Below are 18,694 nucleotides of genomic sequence, written 5' to 3' on the forward strand. Positions count from 1 at the left end.
GACCGGATGACCACCCTCGAACTGCCGCCCCGGACCGGGACGGCCCGTACCGGGACGGCCCGTACCGGGACGGCCCGGACCGCCGCATCGGTCCTGGAGCGCGTGCGGACCTACGCGGCCGGCCTGCCCGCCACCGCGCCCGAGACCGAGCGGCTGGGCCGGATCCCCGGCGACGTCCTCGACGGCCTGAAGGCCACCGGGCTGCTGCGGGCCGCCCTGCCGCCGTGGCTGGGCGGGGTCGAGATGACCGTGCCGGAGACCACCCGGGCGATCGACCTGCTGGCCGCGGGAGACGCCTCGGTCGCCTGGTGCGCGTCCGTCGCGCTGAACGCCTCGCTGGCCGTGGTCTCGCTTCCCGAGGACGTGTTCGCCGAGCTGTTCCCGGACCCGGACCTGATCACCGCGACGGTGCTGCCGCCGGCCGGGCGGGCGGTCCGGCACGGCGGGGGCTACCTGCTGACCGGCCGCTGGACCCACGCCAGCGGGATCACCCACGCCGACCGGGTGATGGCCGGGTTCCAGACCCCGGAGGGCACCCCGCGGATCGCCGTCTTCGACGCCGCGCACGCCCGGGTGCTCGACACCTGGCACACCACCGGGCTGCGCGGCACCGGCTCGCACGACTTCGAGGTGGCCGACCTGTTCGTCCCGGAGCGGCACACCTTCGCCCTGGCGCCGTCCGGCACCCGGCCCGAGCCGCTCCACCTGCGCGCCGACAACCTCGCCCTCAAGATGGCGGGCGTGCCGCTGGGCATCGGCCGGGCCGCGCTGGACTGCGCCCGGGAGCTGCTCTCCGCCCGGCGCACCGCGCTGCCCTTCCCGGGTGCCCCGGCCGACCTCGCGCACGCCGAGTCGCTGATCGGCGCGGCGGACGCCTACGTGTACGCCACGCTGGAGCGGGCCTGGGCCGCCCAGGCGGCGGGCCTGGCGCCGGAACGCGGCACGGCCGCACTGGCCCGCCGGTTCGCGCACACTGCCTGCCGGGAGGCGGTCCAACTCCTGTACGACGTGGTGGGATCGGCCGCGATCTACACCGAGCGCACGCCGCTGGACCGCTGCCTGCGCGACGTCATCACCGCGGGCCGCCACGTCGCCTCGGCGGAGAGGATCCTCGACGGGGTCGGCGACCTGCGGCTCGGGGGCACCCCCAGCTCGCCGCACTTCTGACCGGAGCGGATCGGGCGCCCCCGGTGAGTCCCCGGGGGCGCCCGAAGAGGTCAGGCCTCCTCGCGCCAGCCCTCGTAGCCCGCCGCGAGGGTGTCGAGGACGTGCAGCAGGGCGGGGGTCCAGCCGCTCTCCGGGGCCTCGGCCACGACCAGCCACTGGGCGTCCTCGGCGTCGTCCTCGCCCGCGAGCGCGTCGCGGACGACTTCGAGCTCGCCGAGGTCGGGCCGGGTGGCGCCGAGTTCCTCGGCGGCCTCCTCGGCGGTGTCGCGGTCGGGCAGGACGAGCAGATGCCGGGCGTACGGGTCGGAGACGGCAGGCTGGTCGACGGTCGGGAGGTCGGCGGTGTGGTTCTCGGTCACCCGGCCATTGTCCAGGTCGGGCCGCCCACCGCGTCGGGCGGGAGTGTCCGCGGCCCGTGGGATGCTGGTACGCGATGGCCAGGAAGAGTGCACCCGACGACCTGCTCGCCCCGCTGACCCTCGCGGTCGGCCAGGAGGAGCTGCTGCTGGACCGCGCGGTCGCCCAGGTGGTGGCGGCGGCGAAGGCGGCGGACCCGGACACCGACGTACGGGACATCCCCCCCGGCGGCCTCCAGCCCGGCAGCCTGGCCGAGCTGACCACGCCCTCGCTGTTCGCCGAGCGCAAGGTGATCGTGGTCCGGGCCGCGCAGGACCTCTCCGCCGACTCGGTGAAGGAGGTCAGGGCGTACATCGAGGCGCCGGCCGAAGAAGTGATCATGGTCCTGGTGCACGCCGGCGGCGCCAAGGGCAAGGGCCTGCTGGACGCCGGGCGCAAGGCCGGCGGGCGCGAGGTGGCCTGCGCCAAGCTGGCCAAGGCGAGCGAGCGGCTGGCCTTCGTCAAGGGCGAGTTCCGCACCCTGGGCCGCTCCGCGACCCCGGAGGCCTGCCAGGCGCTGCTGGACGCGCTCGGCAGCGACCTGCGCGAGCTGGCGGCCGCCTGCCACCAGCTGACCTCGGACGTCGAGGGCGCGATCGACGAGACGGTGGTGGCCCGCTACTACAGCGGCCGGGCCGAGGCGACCGGCTTCGAGGTGGCCGACCTGGCCGTCACCGGCCGGGCCGCGGAGGCGCTGGAGCGGCTGCGCTGGGCGCTGGCCGTCGGCCAGCCGCCGACCGGCATCACCTACGCGCTGGCGTCCGGCGTGCGCAGCATCGGCCGGCTGGCGAGCGCCGGGCGGAACATGCGCCCGGGCGACCTGGCCCGCGAGCTGGGCATGCCGCCGTGGAAGGTCGACCGGGTCCGCCAGCAGATGCGCGGCTGGACGGGCGACGGGGTGGCCGCCGCGCTGACCGCGATCGCCCAGGCCGACGCCGCCGTCAAGGGCGGCTCGGACGACCCGGCCTTCGCCCTGGAGCGCGCGGTGGTCGCCGTCGCCCGCGCGGCCCGGGCCGGCTCCCGGCCCGCGTACTGACGGCCCGCATACTGACGGCCGGCCGGCCGACCGGTCCGCCCGACGGCCCGGCCGGGCCTACTTCTTCATGGCCCGGACGGCGTCCTGCGCGTCGGACTGGAGGGCGCTGCGCAGCTCCTCCTGGGACGGCGGCTTGCCCTTGCCCTCGGTGTAACTGGCCGAGAAGTTGATGTAGTACGTCATCCCGCCGTCGCGGACGTCCAGCTCGGCGTAGACGCTGTGGTACTGGTCCGAGCCGTCGTCCTGGTACAGGAAGTACGCCTCCTCGCCGAGCCCCGAGATGGTGGTGACCTGGTAGCCGCGCGCCCGGTAGAGCTCCTTGTTGGCCTCCAGCTCGGGCGCCGGGTTGACCGCCTTGTGCAGGTCGGCGCGCAGGTAGAGGTTGGCGTACTCGCCGTCGCTGCCGCCGCCGGTGCGCTTGAGCGACATCGAGCAGTTCATGCTGTCCAGCGCCGGGTGCCGGTCGGTGTGGTGGGTCGGCGCGGTGGTGTCCGAGACGGAGTACGCCTGGAGGATCCTGGTGGGCTTCGCGGTGGTGCAGAAGTCGTCGGAGAGGTGGTAGCCGCGCAGTCCGCGCGGCGAGGACTCGCTGCTGACCAGGCCGGGGACGGCCAGTACGGCGGCGGTCCAGCCGACCGAGACGATCACCGCGCCGACGAACGCCCAGACGGCGTTGCGCCGCAGGTTCCCGCGAGCGGCGGGCCGCGGCGCCGCGGCACCCCCCGGAGTGGCGGGCAGGCCGGGCACGGTCGGCAGCCCGGGCGGCGGTCCGAAGCCGGCCGCACCTCCGGGTCCGGGAGCACCCCCCGGTCCGGGAGCGCCCGGTACGGGCTGCGCGCCCCCGCCCGGCTGCTGCGGGTAGCCGTACCCCGGCCCGTTCGGTGCCGGTGGCGGCGGTGGCGTCGACATGGAAGTTCCCCCCTGGGCCTGGCGCCGGGACGCTCCCCGCGCCCCGATCGGACAGGACCACCCCGAGGGCCGGTCCTGAGCACCGACCCTAGCGCCGGACCACGGAACGCGACAGGCGCCGCAGCGGCCTCCGGGGAGGAGGCCGACTGCGGCGCCTGCCGTACTGCTTCGTTGCACCGCACCCGCGTGGCGAACGCAGGCCGCGTGCGGTGCGAGTCTCGCGCGCCTCGGGGGTCCGGGTAGAGGGCCGGGTCGTCCCGAAGCGGTGGGGGCCGGAGCCCCCGGGGGCGTCAGGCCTGGACGGCGGTGTTGACGCGCTTGGTGATGGCCGACTTCTTGTTGGCGGCCTGGTTGGCGTGGATGACGCCCTTGCTCACGGCCTTGTCCAGCGCCTTGGAGGCGGCGCGGGCCAGCTCGGTGGCCTTCTCGGTCTCGCCGGCGGCAGCGGCCTCACGGGCCTTGCGCAGAGCGGTCTTCAGCGAGGACTTGACGGCCTTGTTGCGCAGGCGCGCCTTCTCGTTGGTCTTGTTGCGCTTGATCTGGGACTTGATGTTCGCCACGAAGGAGCCTCAGTCTGTCTGAAAGGTTTGAACGGGGTCGCACCCGGCGGCCTTCGGTCCAGCTGAGAGGGCATGCCGAGGCCAGGTGCAGCTGACCACGCTACCAGGGGCCCGCTGCGCGGCCCAAACCGGCCGCCCCCGACGGCCGTCCCCGGTGCCCGACCGGCGGTCCACCCCGCGCTCGTGGGAGGATGGGAGGAACTATTTCGATCGGACGAGACCGTCCGGTCCCCGGGAAAACCGGTCAGCGATGACCCGGACACCCCCGGCCCCGGACCAACGGAGAATCGGACCAAGGTGCCCGCGACCCCCAGCAATGTGCCAGAGCCCAGCCGTACCGACCCGGCGCTGATCCGCAACTTCTGCATCATCGCCCACATCGACCACGGCAAGTCGACGCTCGCAGACCGAATGCTGCAGATCACCGGCGTCGTCGACCCCCGGCAGATGCGCGCCCAGTACCTCGACCGCATGGACATCGAGCGTGAGCGCGGCATCACCATCAAGTCGCAGGCGGTCCGCCTCCCGTGGGCGCCGAAGACCGGGCCGGACGCCGGGACGACGCACATCCTCAACATGATCGACACCCCCGGCCACGTGGACTTCACGTACGAGGTGTCCCGCTCCCTCGCCGCGTGCGAGGGCACCATCCTGGTGGTCGACGCGGCCCAGGGCATCGAGGCACAGACCCTCGCCAACCTGTACCTGGCGCTGGAGAACGACCTCACGATCATCCCGGTCCTCAACAAGATCGACCTCCCGGCCGCCCAGCCGGAGAAGTACGCGGCCGAGATCGCGCACATCATCGGCTGCGACCCGGCCGACGTGCTCCAGGTCAGCGCCAAGACCGGCCTGGGCGTCGAGGACCTGCTGGACCACATCGTCAACACCATCCCGGCCCCGGTCGGCGTCAAGGACGCCCCGGCCCGCGCGATGATCTTCGACTCGGTGTACGACTCCTACCGCGGCGTGGTCACCTACGTCCGTGTGGTGGACGGGCAGCTCACCAAGCGCGAGCGGATCTCGATGATGTCCACCGGCGCCACCCACGAGCTGCTGGAGATCGGCGTCATCTCGCCCGAGCCGAAGGTCGCCGACGGCCTGGGCGTCGGCGAGGTGGGCTACATCATCACCGGTGTGAAGGACGTCCGGCAGTCCAAGGTCGGTGACACGATCACCTCGATGCACAAGGGCGCCACCGAGCCGCTCGGCGGCTACAAGGACCCGCGCCCGATGGTGTTCTCCGGCCTCTACCCGCTGGACGGCTCGGACTACCCGCTGCTGCGCGACGCCCTGGACAAGCTGCGGCTCAACGACGCCGCCCTGGTGTACGAGCCGGAGACCTCGGTCGCGCTCGGCTTCGGCTACCGCTGCGGCTTCCTCGGCCTGCTGCACCTGGAGATCATCCGGGAGCGCCTGGAGCGCGAGTTCAACCTCGACCTGATCTCCACCGCCCCCAACGTGGTCTACCGGGTGGTGATGGAGGACGGCACCGAGCACACCGTCACCAACCCGAGCGAGTTCCCGTCCGGCAAGATCTCCGACGTCTACGAGCCGGTCGTGCGCGGCACCATCCTGGCGCCGAACGAGTTCGTCGGCGCGATCATGGAGCTCTGCCAGTCCCGCCGCGGCAGCCTGCAGGGCATGGACTACCTCTCCGAGGACCGGGTCGAGCTGCGCTACACCCTGCCGCTCGCGGAGATCGTCTTCGACTTCTTCGACCAGCTGAAGTCCAAGACCCGCGGCTACGCCTCGCTGGACTACGAGCCCATCGGCGAGCAGTCCGCCCAGCTGGTGAAGGTCGACATCCTGCTGCACGGCGACGCGGTCGACGCCTTCTCCGCGATCGTCCACAAGGACAAGGCCTACGGCTACGGCGTGATGATGGCGGGCAAGCTCCAGAAGCTCATCCCCCGCCAGCAGTTCGAGGTGCCGATCCAGGCCGCGATCGGCTCCCGGGTGATCGCCCGTGAGACGGTCCGCGCGATCCGCAAGGACGTCCTCGCCAAGTGCTACGGCGGTGACATCTCCCGCAAGCGGAAGCTGCTGGAGAAGCAGAAGGAAGGCAAGAAGCGGATGAAGATGGTCGGCAGCGTGGAGGTCCCGCAAGAGGCCTTCATCGCCGCGCTGTCCACCGACGCCGAGACGCCGAAGGACAAGAAGTAGGCACAGCGGGGCGGTGACGCACGCCGGAAGGGCCCGGGCACCCGCCCGGGCCCTTCCGGCGTCTCCGGGGCGCCCCGGCTCCCCGGTGGCCTACGTCAGGCTGAGGCGGACCGCGGAGACGATCGCCGCCTTGGCGAGGCGCCCCGCGGTGCCGGTGAACACGGTGGGCCGCATCGAGTCGTCCGGGCGGACCACCTGGAGCAGCCCGTCCCGCCGGCCGAGGCTCACGCACTGCACCGCGTACCGGAACGAGAACGGCTTCCCGGTGCGCCCGGCCAGCAGCCTGCCGACGTACCGGCCCTGGGGCAGGGCGGTGGCGCAGCCCATCCGCAGGGTGCCGACGCCGGGGACGGTGACCGCGGCGGCGTCGCCGACCACGTGGACGTCCGGGTGGGATACCGACCGCAGGTGGTCGTCCACCAGGGCCCGGCCGCGCTCGTCCACGGCCAGTCCGGCCTCGGCGGCCAGCGGGTGCGGCTCCAGCGAGGCGGCCCAGACGACGAGGTCGGCCGCGACCGGCCCGGCGGTGGTGCGCAGCCCGTCCGCGGTGACCTCGGTGACGGTGGTGTTCTCGTGGACGGCCACGCCGAGCCGGGCCAGGACGCGCCGGACGTGGGCCCGGCCCTTGGCCGAGTAGACGCCGCCGACCAGGCCGGAGGCGACGATCCGGACCTGCCGGTCGGGGTGGGCCTCGGCGAGTTCGGTGGCCAGTTCGATGCCGGTGGCGCCGCCGCCGACCACGGCCAGGGTGCCGGGCCGGTCGGGCCCGTCGATCCGGCCCCGCAGCTCGGCCGCCCGCTCCGCCGAGTAGGCGAGCCGTTCGGCGCCGGGGACGCCGTGCCAGGCGGTGCGGCTGCCGAGGGCGTGGACCAGGGTGTCGTACGCGAGGGTGGTGCCGTCGTCGAGCCGGACCTCGCGGGCGTCCGGGTCGATGCCGACGGCCCGGGCCCGGCGGTGGGTGATCCGGCGGCCGCGGGTGAGTTCGCCGATGGTGGGCCGGTCGCGGCCGTGGCCGGCGGCGGTCTCGTGCTGGCGGATGCGGTGCAGGATCCGCTCCTCCGGCGCGACCAGGGTGACGGCGTGGCGCCGTCCGGCGCCGTTGGCTGCGGTGAGTCCGGCGTACCCGGCGCCCAGGACGACGATCCGTCGGCCGGTGGTGGTGCTGCTCATCTCGTCCGCCTCCTCGCGAGGGCGCTCCGGTGGAGCGCTGTTCGGGAAGGGGACGACGCGGCCGGTTGGGGTGTGACCGTGAGCCGGGTCACAGCTCCACGGCGGGGATGCGGGCGAGCTTCTCGGGGTTGAGCACGACGTAGGCCTCGGCGATCCGGCCGCCGGACACGGTGAAGGCGAGGACGCCGCCGACCCGGCCGGTGGTCCGGTCGTACCAGACCAGTCCGGGTTCGCCGTTGACCACGGCGGGGCCGATGGCCACGTCGGGCGTGAACCACTTGGCGACCAGGCCGGCCACCATCCGGGACACCCGGTCGGCGCCGAGGACCGGACGGACCCCGGCGCGGACGATGCCGCCGCCGTCGGAGTGCCAGACCACGTCGGGGTCGAGGACCTCCATCAGGGCGAGGATGTCGCCGCGGGCGCTGGCGGCGGCGAAGGCCTCGACGGCCTGGCGGTGCTCGGCCGGGCCCGCCCCGCCGGTGTGCCGGGCGCCCTCCCGCGTCCGCCCGCCGTCGCGGACCCGGCGGCGGGCCCGGGAGGCGAGCTGGCGGACGGCGGCGGGGCTGCGCTCCAGGGAGGCGCCGATCTCCTCGAAGCCGACCGCGAAGACGTCGTGCAGCACGAAGGCGGCCCGCTCGGCGGGGGTGAGCTGCTCCAGCACGGCGAGCAGGGCGAGCGAGACGGACTCGCCGCGTTCGGCCAGTTCGGCGGGGGAGTCGGGGACGTCGGCGTAGCTGACGGCCGGCTCGGGCAGCCACTCGCCGTAGTAGGCCTCGCGGCGTGCGCGGGCGGAGCCCAGCTGGTCGTAGCAGAGCCGGGTGACGACGGTGGTGAGGAAGGCGCGCGGGTCGGCGACGGCGGCGCGGTCGGCGCCCTGCCAGCGCAGCCAGGCGTCCTGGAGGACGTCCTCGGCGTCGGTGAACGAGCCGAGCAGCCGGTAGGCGACCGAGCCCAGGTAGCGGCGGTTCGCCTCGAAGGCGTCCGGGGCGTCCGGGGCGTCCGGGATTTCCGGGGTGTCCGGGGCGTCCGGGTGGTCGGGGGCCTGGTCGTCGATCACGGGCCCAAGGTAGCGCGCGGCGTACGGAACGCAAGTGCCCGGAGCGCGAAGGGCCGGAGCGCGAAGGGCCGGAACGCGAAGGGCCGGGGCGGGAAGTCCCCGCCCCGGCCCGCCGGTCGGCCGGGCGTCAGTCGACCTCGACCGCGGCCTCGGCGAACTGCGCCTGGTAGAGCCGGGCGTAGGCGCCGTCGGCGGCGATCAGCCGGTCGTGCGAGCCCTGCTCGACGATCGAGCCGTTCTCCATCACCAGGATCACGTCGGCGTCCCGGATGGTGGAGAGCCGGTGGGCGATCACGAAGCTGGTGCGGCCGGTGCGCAGCCGGGCCATGGCCCGCTGGATCAGCACCTCGGTGCGGGTGTCGACGGAGCTGGTCGCCTCGTCCAGGACCAGGATGGACGGCTGGGCGAGGAACGCCCGGGCGATGGTGATCAGCTGCTTCTCGCCGGTGCTGACGCCGGTGCCCTCGTCGTCGATGACGGTGTCGTAGCCGTCCGGCAGGGTGCGCACGAAGCGGTCGACGTGGGCGGCCCTGGCGGCCTCGACGACCTGCTCGCGGGTGGCCGACTCGGCGCCGTAGGCGATGTTGTCGGCGATGGTGCCGCCGAACAGCCAGGTGTCCTGGAGCACCATGCCGATGCCGGAGCGCAGTTCCTCGCGGGACATCGCGGCGATGTCGACGCCGTCGAGGGTGATCCGCCCGGAGCTGACCTCGTAGAACCGCATCAGCAGGTTGACCAGGGTGGTCTTGCCGGCGCCGGTGGGGCCGACGATGGCGACGGTCTGACCGGGTTCGACCTTCAGCGAGAGGTCCTCGATGAGCGGCTTCCCGGGGTCGTAGCGGAAGGTCACGTCCTGGAAGGCGACCCGGCCGCGCACCACGTCGGGCCGTTCGGGCATGGCCGGTTCGGCGCTCTGCTCGGGGGCGTCCAGCAGCTCGAAGACGCGCTCGGCGGAGGCGACGCCGGACTGCACCAGGTTGGCCATGCTGGCGACCTGGGTGAGCGGCTGGCTGAACTGCCGGGAGTACTGGATGAACGCCTGGACGTCACCGATGGACAGCGCGCCGCCGGCCACCCGCAGGCCGCCGACGACGGCGACCAGCACGTACTGGAGGTTGCCGATCAGCATCATCGCGGGCTGGATGATGCCGGAGATGAACTGGGCCTTGTAACTGGCCTGGTAGAGCGCCTCGTTGTGCTCGCGGAAGGTCTCCGCGGACTCGTGCTGCCGCCCGAACACCTTGACCAGGGTGTGGCCGGTGTACATCTCCTCGATGTGGGCGTTGAGCTGGCCGGTGGACTTCCACTGCTGGACGAACTGCGGCTGGGCCCGCTTGCCGACCTTGGTGGCGACGACCACCGAGACGGGCACCGAGATCAGCGCGATCAGGGCGAGCAGCGGGGAGATCCAGAACATCATCGCGAGCACGCCGACCACGGTGAGCAGCGAGTTGACGACCTGTCCGAGGGTCTGCTGCATGGACTGGCCGATGTTGTCGATGTCGTTGGTGACCCGGCTGAGCACCTCGCCGCGCGGCTGCTTGTCGAAGTAGCTGAGCGGCAGCCGGGAGAGCTTGGCCTCGACGTCCTGGCGCAGCCGGTAGCTGGCGGCCTGGATGGCGTGGGTGGCCAGCCGGCCCTGGAAGACGCCGAGGACGGCGGAGGCGACGTAGACGCCGAGCACCCAGAGCAGGACGGAGCCGATGGCGCCGAAGTCCATGCCCTGGCCGGGGACGAAGTCGACGGAGGAGAGCAGGTCGGCGACGCCGCCCTCGCCGTGGGCGCGCAGCCCGTCGACGACCTGGTCCTTGGAGGCGCCGGTCTGGAAGCGGGCGCCGACGACGCCGGCGAAGATCAGGTCGGTGGCGTCGCCGAGGATCTTGGGGCCGATGACGGCGCAGCCGATGCCGAGCACGCCGAGGACCAGGACGCCGATCAGGGTGTTGCGTTCGGGGCGCAGCAGGCCGAGGACGCGCTTGCCGGAGCCCTTGAAGTCCATGGACTTCTCGGTGCCCTGGCCGCCCATGAAGCGGCCGGGGCCGGCCGGGCCGCGGCGGGCGGCGGCGGCCTGCGAGTCGCTGGGCAGCTCGGCGTCCTTCGCGGCGTCCTTCTTCGGGGCGTCCTCGGGGGCGGCGCCTCTCGGGCCCTGGCCCTTGTTCAGGTCGGGCTTCTTGCCGGGGCTGCTCATGCGCCCACCTCGCTGCGCTCGGCAGGGGCGTTCGCCCATGCGCACCTCTTGACGGTTCGTTCGCTTCGCTCGGTCATGCCGCCTCCTGCTCCGTGAGCTGGGAGAGCACGATCTCCCGGTACGTCGGGTTGTCGGTCATCAGCTCGTGGTGGGTTCCGGTGCCGACGACGGCGCCCTCGTCGAGGACGATGATCCGGTCGGCGTCGCGGATGGTGGACACGCGCTGGGCGACGATCAGGACGGTGGCGTCGGAGGTCTCGCGGGCGAGGGCCTTGCGGAGCTTGGCGTCGGTGGCGTAGTCGAGCGCGGAGAAGGAGTCGTCGAAGAGGTAGACGGAGGGCCGCCGGACCAGGGTCCGGGCGATGGCCAGGCGTTGGCGCTGGCCGCCGGAGACGTTGCCGCCGCCCTGGGCGATGGGGGCGTCCAGGCCCTCGGGCAGCTTCTCGACGAACTCCTTGGCCTGGGCGATCTCCAGGGCGTGCCAGAGCTCCTCGTCGGTGGCGTCGGGCCGGCCGTAGCGGAGGTTGCTGGCGACGGTGCCGGAGAAGAGGTAGGGCTTCTGCGGGACGATGCCGACGTTCTCGGCGAGCACGACGGGGTCGAGTTCGCGGACGTCCACGCCGTCGAGCAGGACCTGTCCGGAGGTGGCGTCGAAGAGCCGGGGGACGAGGCCGAGCAGGGTGGACTTGCCGCTGCCGGTGGAGCCGATGATGGCGGTGGTCTCGCCGGGGCGGGCGGTGAGCTCGATGCCGCGCAGCACGGGGGCCTCGGCGCCGGGGTAGCGGAAGGCGACGTCGCGCAGCTCCAGGTTGCCGCGGCGCAGCACCTCGGTGACGGGGGCGGCGGGCGGGACGACGCTGCTGCGGGTGCCGAGGACCTCCTCGACGCGTTCGGCGCAGACCTCGGCGCGCGGCACCATCATGAACATGAAGGTGGCCATCATGACGCTCATCAGGATCTGCATCAGGTAGGAGAGGAACGCGGTGAGCGCGCCGATCTCCATGGCGCCGTCGTCGATGCGGTGGGCGCCGAACCAGAGCACGGCGACGCTGGAGACGTTCACCACCAGCATGACGGCGGGGAACATGATGGACATCAGCCGGCCGACCTGGCGGGCGACCTGGGTGAGGTCCTCGTTGGCGCCGGCGAAGCGGGCCTGCTCCTGGTCGTCCTTGACGAAGGCGCGGATGACCCGGATGCCGGTGATCTGCTCGCGCAGGACCCGGTTCACGGTGTCGATCCGCTCCTGCATGCTGCGGAACCTGGGGCGCAGCGCGCGGACCAGCAGGACCACGACGACGCCGAGCGCCGGAATGACGGCGAGCAGCAGGCCGGACAGCGGGACGTCCTGGTTGAGCGCCATGATGATGCCGCCGACGCACATGATCGGCGCGGCGACCATGAGCGTGAAGCTCATCAGGGCGAGCATCTGGACCTGCTGGACGTCGTTGGTGGTGCGGGTGATCAGCGAGGGGGCGCCGAACTGGCCGACCTCCCGGGCGGAGAAGCTCTGCACCCGGTCGAAGACGGCGGCGCGGACGTCCCGGCCGAAGGCCATGGCGGTGCGGGCGCCGATGAAGACGGCGCCGATGGAGCAGAGGGCCTGGAGGACGGTGACCGCGATCATCACCCCGCCGACGCGCAGGATGTAGCCGGTGTCGCCCTTGACCACCCCGTCGTCGATGATGTCGGCGTTGAGCGTCGGCAGGTAGAGCGCCGCCAGGGTGGACACCAGCTGGAGCAGCACCAGCAGGGTGATCGGTCGGGAGTACGGGCGCAGGTACGCCCTCAGCAGTCTGATCAGCACTAGCACACTCTTGTCGGTCGCCGGTCGGGTTCGCACCCCAATTCTCGATGTTCTCCGGCGTCGCGCGGGCCATTCGGCGTGCGGGCGCCGGAGGTTTGCCGGGCTTTTGCCGAACGGCCGGGTGCGGCACGGGTACCGCGGGGGTGTGCCGTCGGGCGCTGCCCTCTTACGGAATGACCGGTTTCCCCCTAGGCTGCTGATTGCCCCTTTGTTACTGACCGGTACCGCTCAGGTGAACCGGGGGCCCGGCGACCGCCCCCACGGACGCCGCGACAATCCCTCAGACGGCCACCCGCCCCCGGAGGTCCTCGTTGAGTTCCGCGCAGTCCCTGATCGACTCCGGCAGGCCCGACCTCGTCGCCGGGCGCCCCGCCTCCGTCGCCCACCTGTTCCTGGAGCGGGTCGCCCTGACCCCGAACGCCGAGGCCTACCGCTACCCCTCGCCGGTGGACGAGCAGGCCGCCGACGGCGCGCCGGGCGCCGAGCAGTGGCGCTCGCTCACCTGGGCGCAGACCGCGACCCGGGTCAAGGCGGTGGCCGCCGGCCTGATGGCGCTCGGCATCCGGCCCGAGGACCGGGTGGCCCTGGCCTCCTCGACCCGGCTCGAGTGGGTCCTCACCGACCTGGGCGCCATGTGCGCGGGCGCCGCGATCACCACCGTCTACCCGAGCACCAACGCGGCCGAGACCGCGTTCATCCTCTCCGACTCCGGCTGCCGGGCGATGTTCGCCGAGAACGCGGCCCAGCTGGCCAAGGCCGTCGAGCAGATCGACCAGCTGCCCGAGCTGCGCACCGTGATCCTCTTCGACGCGCCCGCCGAGGCCCCCGAGGCCGCCGGCCTGGAGCTGATCACCCTCGCCGAGCTGGAGGAGCGCGGCACCCGGTACCTGGCGGACCACCCCGACGCGGTGGAGAAGACCGTCGACGGGCTCGACAAGGAGCAGCTGGCCACCCTCATCTACACCTCCGGCACCACCGGCCGCCCCAAGGGCGTGCGCCTGGTGCACGACTGCTGGGCGTACGAGGGCCGGGCGCAGGAGGCCAGCGGGCTGCTGGGCCCCGACGACGTCCAGTTCATGTGGCTGCCGCTGTCGCACGTGTTCGGCAAGACGCTGATCTCCGGGCAGATCGCCACCGGGCACGTGATGGCGCTGGACGGCCGGGTGGACCGGATCATCCACAACCTGCCGGCGATCCGGCCGACCATCATGGCCTCGGCGCCGCGCATCTTCGAGAAGGTCTACAACGGCATCGCGGGCAGGGCCCGGGCCGAGGGCGGCGCCAAGTACAAGATCTTCCTGTGGGCGGCCAAGGTCGCCCGCGAGTACGCCCGGGTGGTCCAGGAGAACCGGGTCGCCACCGGGGCCGGGACCGCCCCGCTGGGCCTGCGGTTGCAGCACGCGCTGGCCGACAGGCTGGTGTACGCGAAGATCCGGGCGGCCTTCGGCGGGCGGATGCGCGGCGCCGTCTCCGGCAGTGCCGCGCTGGCCCCGGAGATCGGCTACTTCTTCCTCGGCGCCGGGGTGCCCATCCTGGAGGGCTACGGCCTGAGCGAGACCAGCGCCGGCTCCTGCGTCAACCGCGCGGAGGACGTCCGGATCGGCACCGTGGGCCGCCCGCTGCCCGGCACCGAGGTGCGGATCGCCGAGGACGGCGAGATCCTGCTGCGCGGCCCGGGCGTCATGCGCGGCTACCACAACCTGCCGGAGAAGACCGCCGAGGTGCTGGAGCCGGACGGCTGGTTCCACACCGAGGACATCGGCGAGCTCACCCCGGACGGCTTCCTGCGGATCACCGACCGCAAGAAGGACCTGTTCAAGACCTCCGGCGGCAAGTACGTGGCGCCCAGCGAGGTCGAGGGCAAGTTCAAGGCGGTCTGCCCGTTCGTCAGCAACATCCTGGTGATCGGCAACGGCCGCAACTACTGCACCGCGCTGATCGGCCTGGACGAGGCGGTCCTGATGCCGTGGGCCGCCGAGCACGGCCTGGCCGGGCGCAGCTACGCCGAGCTGGCCGCCGAGCCGGCCGTGCACGAGCTGATCGAGGGCTTCGTCAAGCGGGTCAACGGCGACCTCCAGCGCTGGCAGACGATCAAGAAGTTCCACCTGCTGCCGCGCGACCTCGACATCGAGCACGGCGAGCTCACCCCGAGCCTGAAGATCAAGCGCCCGGTGGTCGAGCGGACCTACGCGGACGCGGTGACCGCGATGTACGCGGGCGCCAACGAGGCCTGATCCGCCCCGCTCCCGTACGGCCCGCCGGTCAGGTCGGGCCGTACGGGACAATGGGTCCATGCCCTCCGCACTTCCCGACGGCGATCCGGTGCCGTCCGACGGTTCCCTGCCCGCGCACGCCCTCGCCGGGCTGGGCTCGCGACCCTTCGGCTTCTACCTGCACGTGCCGTACTGCGCCAGCCGCTGCGGCTACTGCGACTTCAACACCTACACCGCCACCGAGCTGCGTTCCTCCGGGGCGGTCGCCTCGCAGGAGACGTACGCGGACAACGTGGTCGCCGAGATCCGCCTCGCCCGCAGGGTGCTCGGGGACACCGACCTCCCGGTGCGGACCGTCTTCCTCGGCGGCGGCACCCCGACCCTGCTGCCCGCCCGCGACCTGGTGAAGATGCTCGCCGCGATCCGCGAGGAGTTCGGGCTGGCCGAGGGCGCCGAGGTCACCACCGAGGCCAACCCGGAGTCGGTGGACCCGGCCTACCTGGCCGAACTGCGCGAGGGCGGCTACAACCGGCTCTCCTTCGGCATGCAGAGCGCCCGCCCGCACGTCCTGCGGCTGCTCGACCGCCACCACACCCCGGGCCGCCCCGAGGCCTGCGTCGCCGAGGCCCGCGCGGCCGGCTTCGACCACGTCAACCTCGACCTCATCTACGGCACCCCGGGCGAGTCCGACGACGACTGGCGGGCCTCCCTGGACGCCGCCATCGGCGCCGGGCCCGACCACGTCTCCGCGTACTCGCTGATCGTCGAGGAGGGCACCCGGCTCGCCGCCCGGGTCAAGCGCGGCGAACTGCCGATGATCGACGACGACGTCCACGCCGACCGCTACCTGATCGCCGAGGAGGCGCTCGGCGCCGCCGGCTACTCCTGGTACGAGGTCTCCAACTGGGCCACCACCCCGGAGGGCCGCTGCCGCCACAACGAGCTCTACTGGACCGGCGCCGACTGGTGGGGGGCCGGCCCCGGCGCCCACAGCCACGTCGGCGGCGTCCGCTGGTGGAACGCCAAGCACCCCGCCGCCTACGCGCGGGCCCTCGCCGAGGACCGCACCCCGGCCCTGGCCCGCGAGGTGCTGGCCGACGAGGACCGCCGCGTCGAGCGCATCCTCCTGGAACTGCGCCTGGTCGACGGCATCCCCCTGGACCTGCTGACGGACACCGGCCGCAAGGCCGCGGACCGGCACCTCGCCGACGGCCTCCTCGCCGCGGGCCCGTACGCCGACGGCCGCGCCGCCCTCACCCTCCAGGGCCGGCTGCTGGCCGACGCCGTCGTGCGTGACCTGGTGGACTGACATTCGTTAACGTGGGCGTCAGCCGTCGGAGGGAGCGTGCGATGACCGCCATCGATGACCGGATGACCGGGATCTTCGAGAACCTGGAGGTGCCGGAAGGCGTCAAGGCCGAGCTCATCAGGGGGGAAATCGTGATGATGGCGGGGCCTGACATGGTCCACAACCTCATCGTCCTGGCCATCCAGTACCAGCTTCCGCTCAGCCGGTGGCGTCCACTCACCACCCAAGACGTGGGGATCCCCGGGCAGGCGAGCGAACCCCAGCCCGACCTGGTGGTCTTCGAACGCGGGGCGGTCGAGGAACACGGTCGCCTGCTGCCGTCGCCTGCCGTCACCCTGGTGGTCGAGGTGGTGTCGAAGACCAGTGTCGATCGTGACTACCGGACCAAGCGGGAGCTCTACGCGGAGGGCACCATCCCTGCGTACTTGATCGTCGATCCGATCAGGGGAGTGTGCGTGCTCCTGACCGAACTGGGCCAGGATCCCGGGTCCGGCCTTCCGAGGTACTTGTCCGAGCGGATCAGCAAGTTCGGTGATCCCATTCGACTCGACCTGTTGGGCGTCACCCTCGACACCTCGGAGTTCCAGACCTACTCCTGACCCGGCAGGGCCGTGAAGTCGATCAACTCCTCCACCCGGCCCAGCAGTTCGGGCTCCAGGTCCTTGTAGGAGTTCACCTTCGACAGGATGTGCTTCCAGGCCGCCGGGGCGTCCACCGGCCAGCCGAGGCGGCGGCAGGTGCCCTCCTTCCAGTCCTCGCCCCTCGGAACGGCGGGCCAGGCGGGGATGCCGACGCTCGACGGCTTCACGGCCTGCCAGATGTCGATGTAGGGGTGGCCGACGACCAGCACGGACTCGCCGGTGACCTGGGCGGCGATGCGGTGCTCCTTGGTGCCGGGGAGCAGGTGGTCGACCAGGACGCCGAGGCGCCGGCCCGGGCCGGGGGCGAAGTCGGCGACGATCGCGGGCAGGTCGTCGATGCCGCGCAGGTACTCGACGACCACGCCCTCGATCCGCAGGTCGTCGCCCCAGACCCGCTCGACCAGCTCGGCGTCGTGCCGCCCCTCGACGTAGATCCGCGACTCGCGGGCGACCCGGGCGCGGGCGCCGGGGACGGCGACCGAGCCCGAGGCGGTACGGCCCGGGGTGCGGGGCGCCGCCGGGCCGGCCGGGCGGACCAGGGTGACGGCCCTGCCCTCCAGCAGGAAGCCGCGCGGCACCAGCGGGAACACCCGGTGCTTGCCGAACCGGTCCTCCAGGGTGACGGTGAACCCCTCGGCGGTCTTCTCGCAGCGCACCACCGCCCCGCAGAAGCCGGTCGCCGCCTCCTCGACCACCAGGTCCCGCTCGGCGGGCACCTCCGGGGCGGGCTGCTGCTTCTTCCACGGCGGGGTCAGGTCGGGTCCGTACTGGCGGCTGCGCATACGGGTGATCATAGGGACGGCGGACGGCCCGTCAGAGGCCCGGCGCGCCCCAGACCGGGAACCAGCGGCCGAGGTCCTTCTCCAGCCGCAGGTCGTTCCCCAGCATCGCGTTGACCTGCAGTTCCAGCGGGCTGTTGCGCTTCTCCCCGCCACCGGGCACCGGGGCGAAGGGGTAGAACGTCCCCCAGTTTGACCCTTGTACCTGTACGCAGCTCGAAGATCGCTGCACCTCACAAGCGCTGGCGGAGCCCTGGCGGTGGCCTACAGGGCGCGGAAGCGCTCTACCGCTTGTTTCAGGGACGGTGTGAGATCGCTCAGCTGCGAGACGATCAGACGAAGCTCATGTCCGAGTTCGGGTGAGTCGCTCCAGGTCTCGGGACTCCTGGTGAGTACGGCGGCCAGCAGATCGCCGGCGTACATCTCACCCTCGGCCATCGGGTCATCCCGGAGCACCTCCAATGCCAGCGGCAAGAGGTAGGAAAGACCCACGTCCTGTCTGATCAGCAGGCGCAGGTCCTCGACGTTCAGCTCGCCAATCGGCTTACGGCGAAGCGAGTACACGGTTGCCACAAGACGGCTCTCGTCGCCCGATGGAGCCGGCCAACGATCGCGTTCAAGCTCCTCAAGGGACCGGTCACGGTTCACGAGTCGAGTCACCGAGGGATCGTCCCACGCTCACGCCTCTATGCCCGGTGCACCCCACAGGGGGAACCAGCGGCTCAAGTCTGGTTCGATGCGAAGATCGTTCTTGAGCATGTTGGAGATCTCGATCTCCAGAGGGTTGTTCCGCTTCTCCTGGCCGCCAGGGCGTATACACAGCGGGTAGAAGGTCCCGCGCTTGTACAGGTAGACCAGGGCCAGCGGCTGCCCCTCCGGGTTCCGGAAGGCGACCAGCGAGCAGAGCAGCTGCGGCCCGAAGCCGTTCGCCTCCAGCTCGCTGTTGACCGCGTGCAGGTCGTTCACCAGCTCCGGCAGCTCCTCGGGCCGGTGCCGGGCGAGCAGCCAGGAGTAGCCGTAGGCGTCCTTGGAGGCCTCCACCGGGACGCCGCCGCGCCCGGTGTCGGCGTCCAGTAGCGCCCGGACCTGCTGCTCGACCTGGACGAAGGCCGCGCCCTCGACGGCCGCGAAGCAGACCGAGCCGAGCCCGGTGGGGGTGAACCCGGCCCCGGCCTCCAGGGTGAGCGCGGCGGACGGCACGCCGAACAGCTGGTCGAGGTCGGGCCTGACGGGCTTGGTGCGGCCGAACAGGGCGTCCAGGATTCCCACGGCGGTCCTCTCGGGTCGGAAACT

At 72.4% G+C, this 18,694-nt stretch carries 16 protein-coding genes and 1 pseudogene; 6 read left to right on the plus strand and 11 right to left on the minus strand.

Translation table 11 applies throughout. The features are described from left to right. Positions 1–6 precede the first annotated feature (6 nt). Complete coding sequence (locus tag ACZ7RU_RS00555) at positions 7–1,167, plus strand: acyl-CoA dehydrogenase family protein (protein WP_470338765.1); 1,161 nt, start codon at positions 7–9, stop codon at positions 1,165–1,167. A gap of 50 nt (positions 1,168–1,217) precedes the next feature. Here the strand turns inward: ACZ7RU_RS00555 and ACZ7RU_RS00560 are convergent, their stop codons facing one another. After that, entirely contained in the window at positions 1,218–1,454 is a 237-nt protein-coding gene (locus ACZ7RU_RS00560) for a hypothetical protein (protein WP_470339294.1), read from the minus strand. Positions 1,455–1,600: 146 nt separating this feature from the next. Here ACZ7RU_RS00560 and holA point away from each other — a divergent pair, with 146 nt between their 5' ends. Then, positions 1,601–2,599 carry a DNA polymerase III subunit delta gene (holA, locus tag ACZ7RU_RS00565; RefSeq protein ID WP_470338766.1) on the plus strand — a complete coding sequence of 333 codons (999 nt, stop codon included), beginning with the start codon at positions 1,601–1,603 and terminating at the stop codon, positions 2,597–2,599. A gap of 57 nt (positions 2,600–2,656) precedes the next feature. Here holA and ACZ7RU_RS00570 read toward each other — a convergent pair whose 3' ends face one another. Both ACZ7RU_RS00570 and rpsT read right to left on the minus strand, forming a co-directional pair. After that, on the minus strand, positions 2,657–3,346 hold the full coding sequence (locus ACZ7RU_RS00570; protein WP_470338767.1) for a hypothetical protein: 690 nt from the start codon (positions 3,344–3,346) through the stop codon (positions 2,657–2,659). 452 nt (positions 3,347–3,798) lie between these two features. Then, positions 3,799–4,068: a 30S ribosomal protein S20 gene (rpsT, locus tag ACZ7RU_RS00575; protein ID WP_030309778.1), complete on the minus strand. Its 270-nt coding sequence runs from the start codon at positions 4,066–4,068 to the stop codon at positions 3,799–3,801. Positions 4,069–4,365: 297 nt separating this feature from the next. Here rpsT and lepA point away from each other — a divergent pair, with 297 nt between their 5' ends. After that, entirely contained in the window at positions 4,366–6,234 is a 1,869-nt protein-coding gene (gene lepA / locus ACZ7RU_RS00580) for a translation elongation factor 4 (RefSeq protein WP_470338768.1), read from the plus strand. A 90-nt stretch (positions 6,235–6,324) separates the two neighbouring features. Here lepA and ACZ7RU_RS00585 read toward each other — a convergent pair whose 3' ends face one another. From ACZ7RU_RS00585 to ACZ7RU_RS00600, 4 genes are all read right to left on the minus strand, one after another. Then, positions 6,325–7,404, minus strand: a complete 1,080-nt coding sequence (locus tag ACZ7RU_RS00585; protein WP_470338769.1) for an NAD(P)/FAD-dependent oxidoreductase — start codon at positions 7,402–7,404, stop codon at positions 6,325–6,327. A gap of 88 nt (positions 7,405–7,492) precedes the next feature. Then, positions 7,493–8,464, minus strand: coding sequence for an RNA polymerase sigma factor SigJ (gene sigJ / locus ACZ7RU_RS00590; protein ID WP_470338770.1), 972 nt, complete (start codon positions 8,462–8,464; stop codon positions 7,493–7,495). A gap of 127 nt (positions 8,465–8,591) precedes the next feature. Continuing rightward, entirely contained in the window at positions 8,592–10,652 is a 2,061-nt protein-coding gene (locus tag ACZ7RU_RS00595; protein ID WP_470338771.1) for an ABC transporter ATP-binding protein, read from the minus strand. A gap of 73 nt (positions 10,653–10,725) precedes the next feature. Beyond that, a complete protein-coding gene (locus ACZ7RU_RS00600) occupies positions 10,726–12,459 on the minus strand; it encodes an ABC transporter ATP-binding protein (protein WP_470338772.1) in 1,734 nt (577 codons plus the stop codon). A gap of 311 nt (positions 12,460–12,770) precedes the next feature. On the opposite strand from ACZ7RU_RS00600, the gene ACZ7RU_RS00605 reads away from it, so the two are divergent. The 3 genes from ACZ7RU_RS00605 to ACZ7RU_RS00615 are packed head-to-tail and all read left to right on the plus strand — an operon-like array spanning position 12,771 to position 16,580. Next, the gene (locus ACZ7RU_RS00605) at positions 12,771–14,693 is read left to right on the plus strand and encodes an AMP-dependent synthetase/ligase (RefSeq protein ID WP_470338773.1); all 1,923 of its coding nucleotides are present in this window, start codon (positions 12,771–12,773) and stop codon (positions 14,691–14,693) included. A gap of 58 nt (positions 14,694–14,751) precedes the next feature. Then, positions 14,752–15,981 (plus strand): radical SAM family heme chaperone HemW, encoded by a 1,230-nt coding sequence (hemW, locus tag ACZ7RU_RS00610; RefSeq protein WP_470338774.1) that lies wholly within the window; start codon positions 14,752–14,754, stop codon positions 15,979–15,981. A gap of 41 nt (positions 15,982–16,022) precedes the next feature. Then, a complete protein-coding gene (locus ACZ7RU_RS00615; RefSeq protein ID WP_401107784.1) occupies positions 16,023–16,580 on the plus strand; it encodes a Uma2 family endonuclease in 558 nt (185 codons plus the stop codon). On the opposite strand, the gene ACZ7RU_RS00620 is transcribed toward ACZ7RU_RS00615, so the two are convergent. The 4 genes and pseudogenes from ACZ7RU_RS00620 to pspAB (ACZ7RU_RS00635) form a co-directional block, all read right to left on the minus strand. Next, the gene (locus ACZ7RU_RS00620) at positions 16,571–17,404 is read right to left on the minus strand and encodes a DUF3097 domain-containing protein (RefSeq protein WP_470338775.1); all 834 of its coding nucleotides are present in this window, start codon (positions 17,402–17,404) and stop codon (positions 16,571–16,573) included. The two genes, ACZ7RU_RS00615 and ACZ7RU_RS00620, sit on opposite strands and share 10 nt — an antisense overlap. 31 nt (positions 17,405–17,435) lie before the next feature. After that, positions 17,436–17,588: pseudogene (gene pspAB / locus ACZ7RU_RS00625) on the minus strand (PspA-associated protein PspAB); the annotation flags it as partial. Between the two features lie 77 nt (positions 17,589–17,665). Next, entirely contained in the window at positions 17,666–18,061 is a 396-nt protein-coding gene (locus tag ACZ7RU_RS00630; protein ID WP_470338776.1) for a contact-dependent growth inhibition system immunity protein, read from the minus strand. A gap of 18 nt (positions 18,062–18,079) precedes the next feature. Continuing rightward, positions 18,080–18,670, minus strand: coding sequence for a PspA-associated protein PspAB (gene pspAB / locus ACZ7RU_RS00635; protein WP_470338777.1), 591 nt, complete (start codon positions 18,668–18,670; stop codon positions 18,080–18,082). Between the last annotated feature and the right edge of the window lie 24 nt (positions 18,671–18,694).

This window comes from Kitasatospora sp. NPDC114501 (assembly GCF_055633695.1).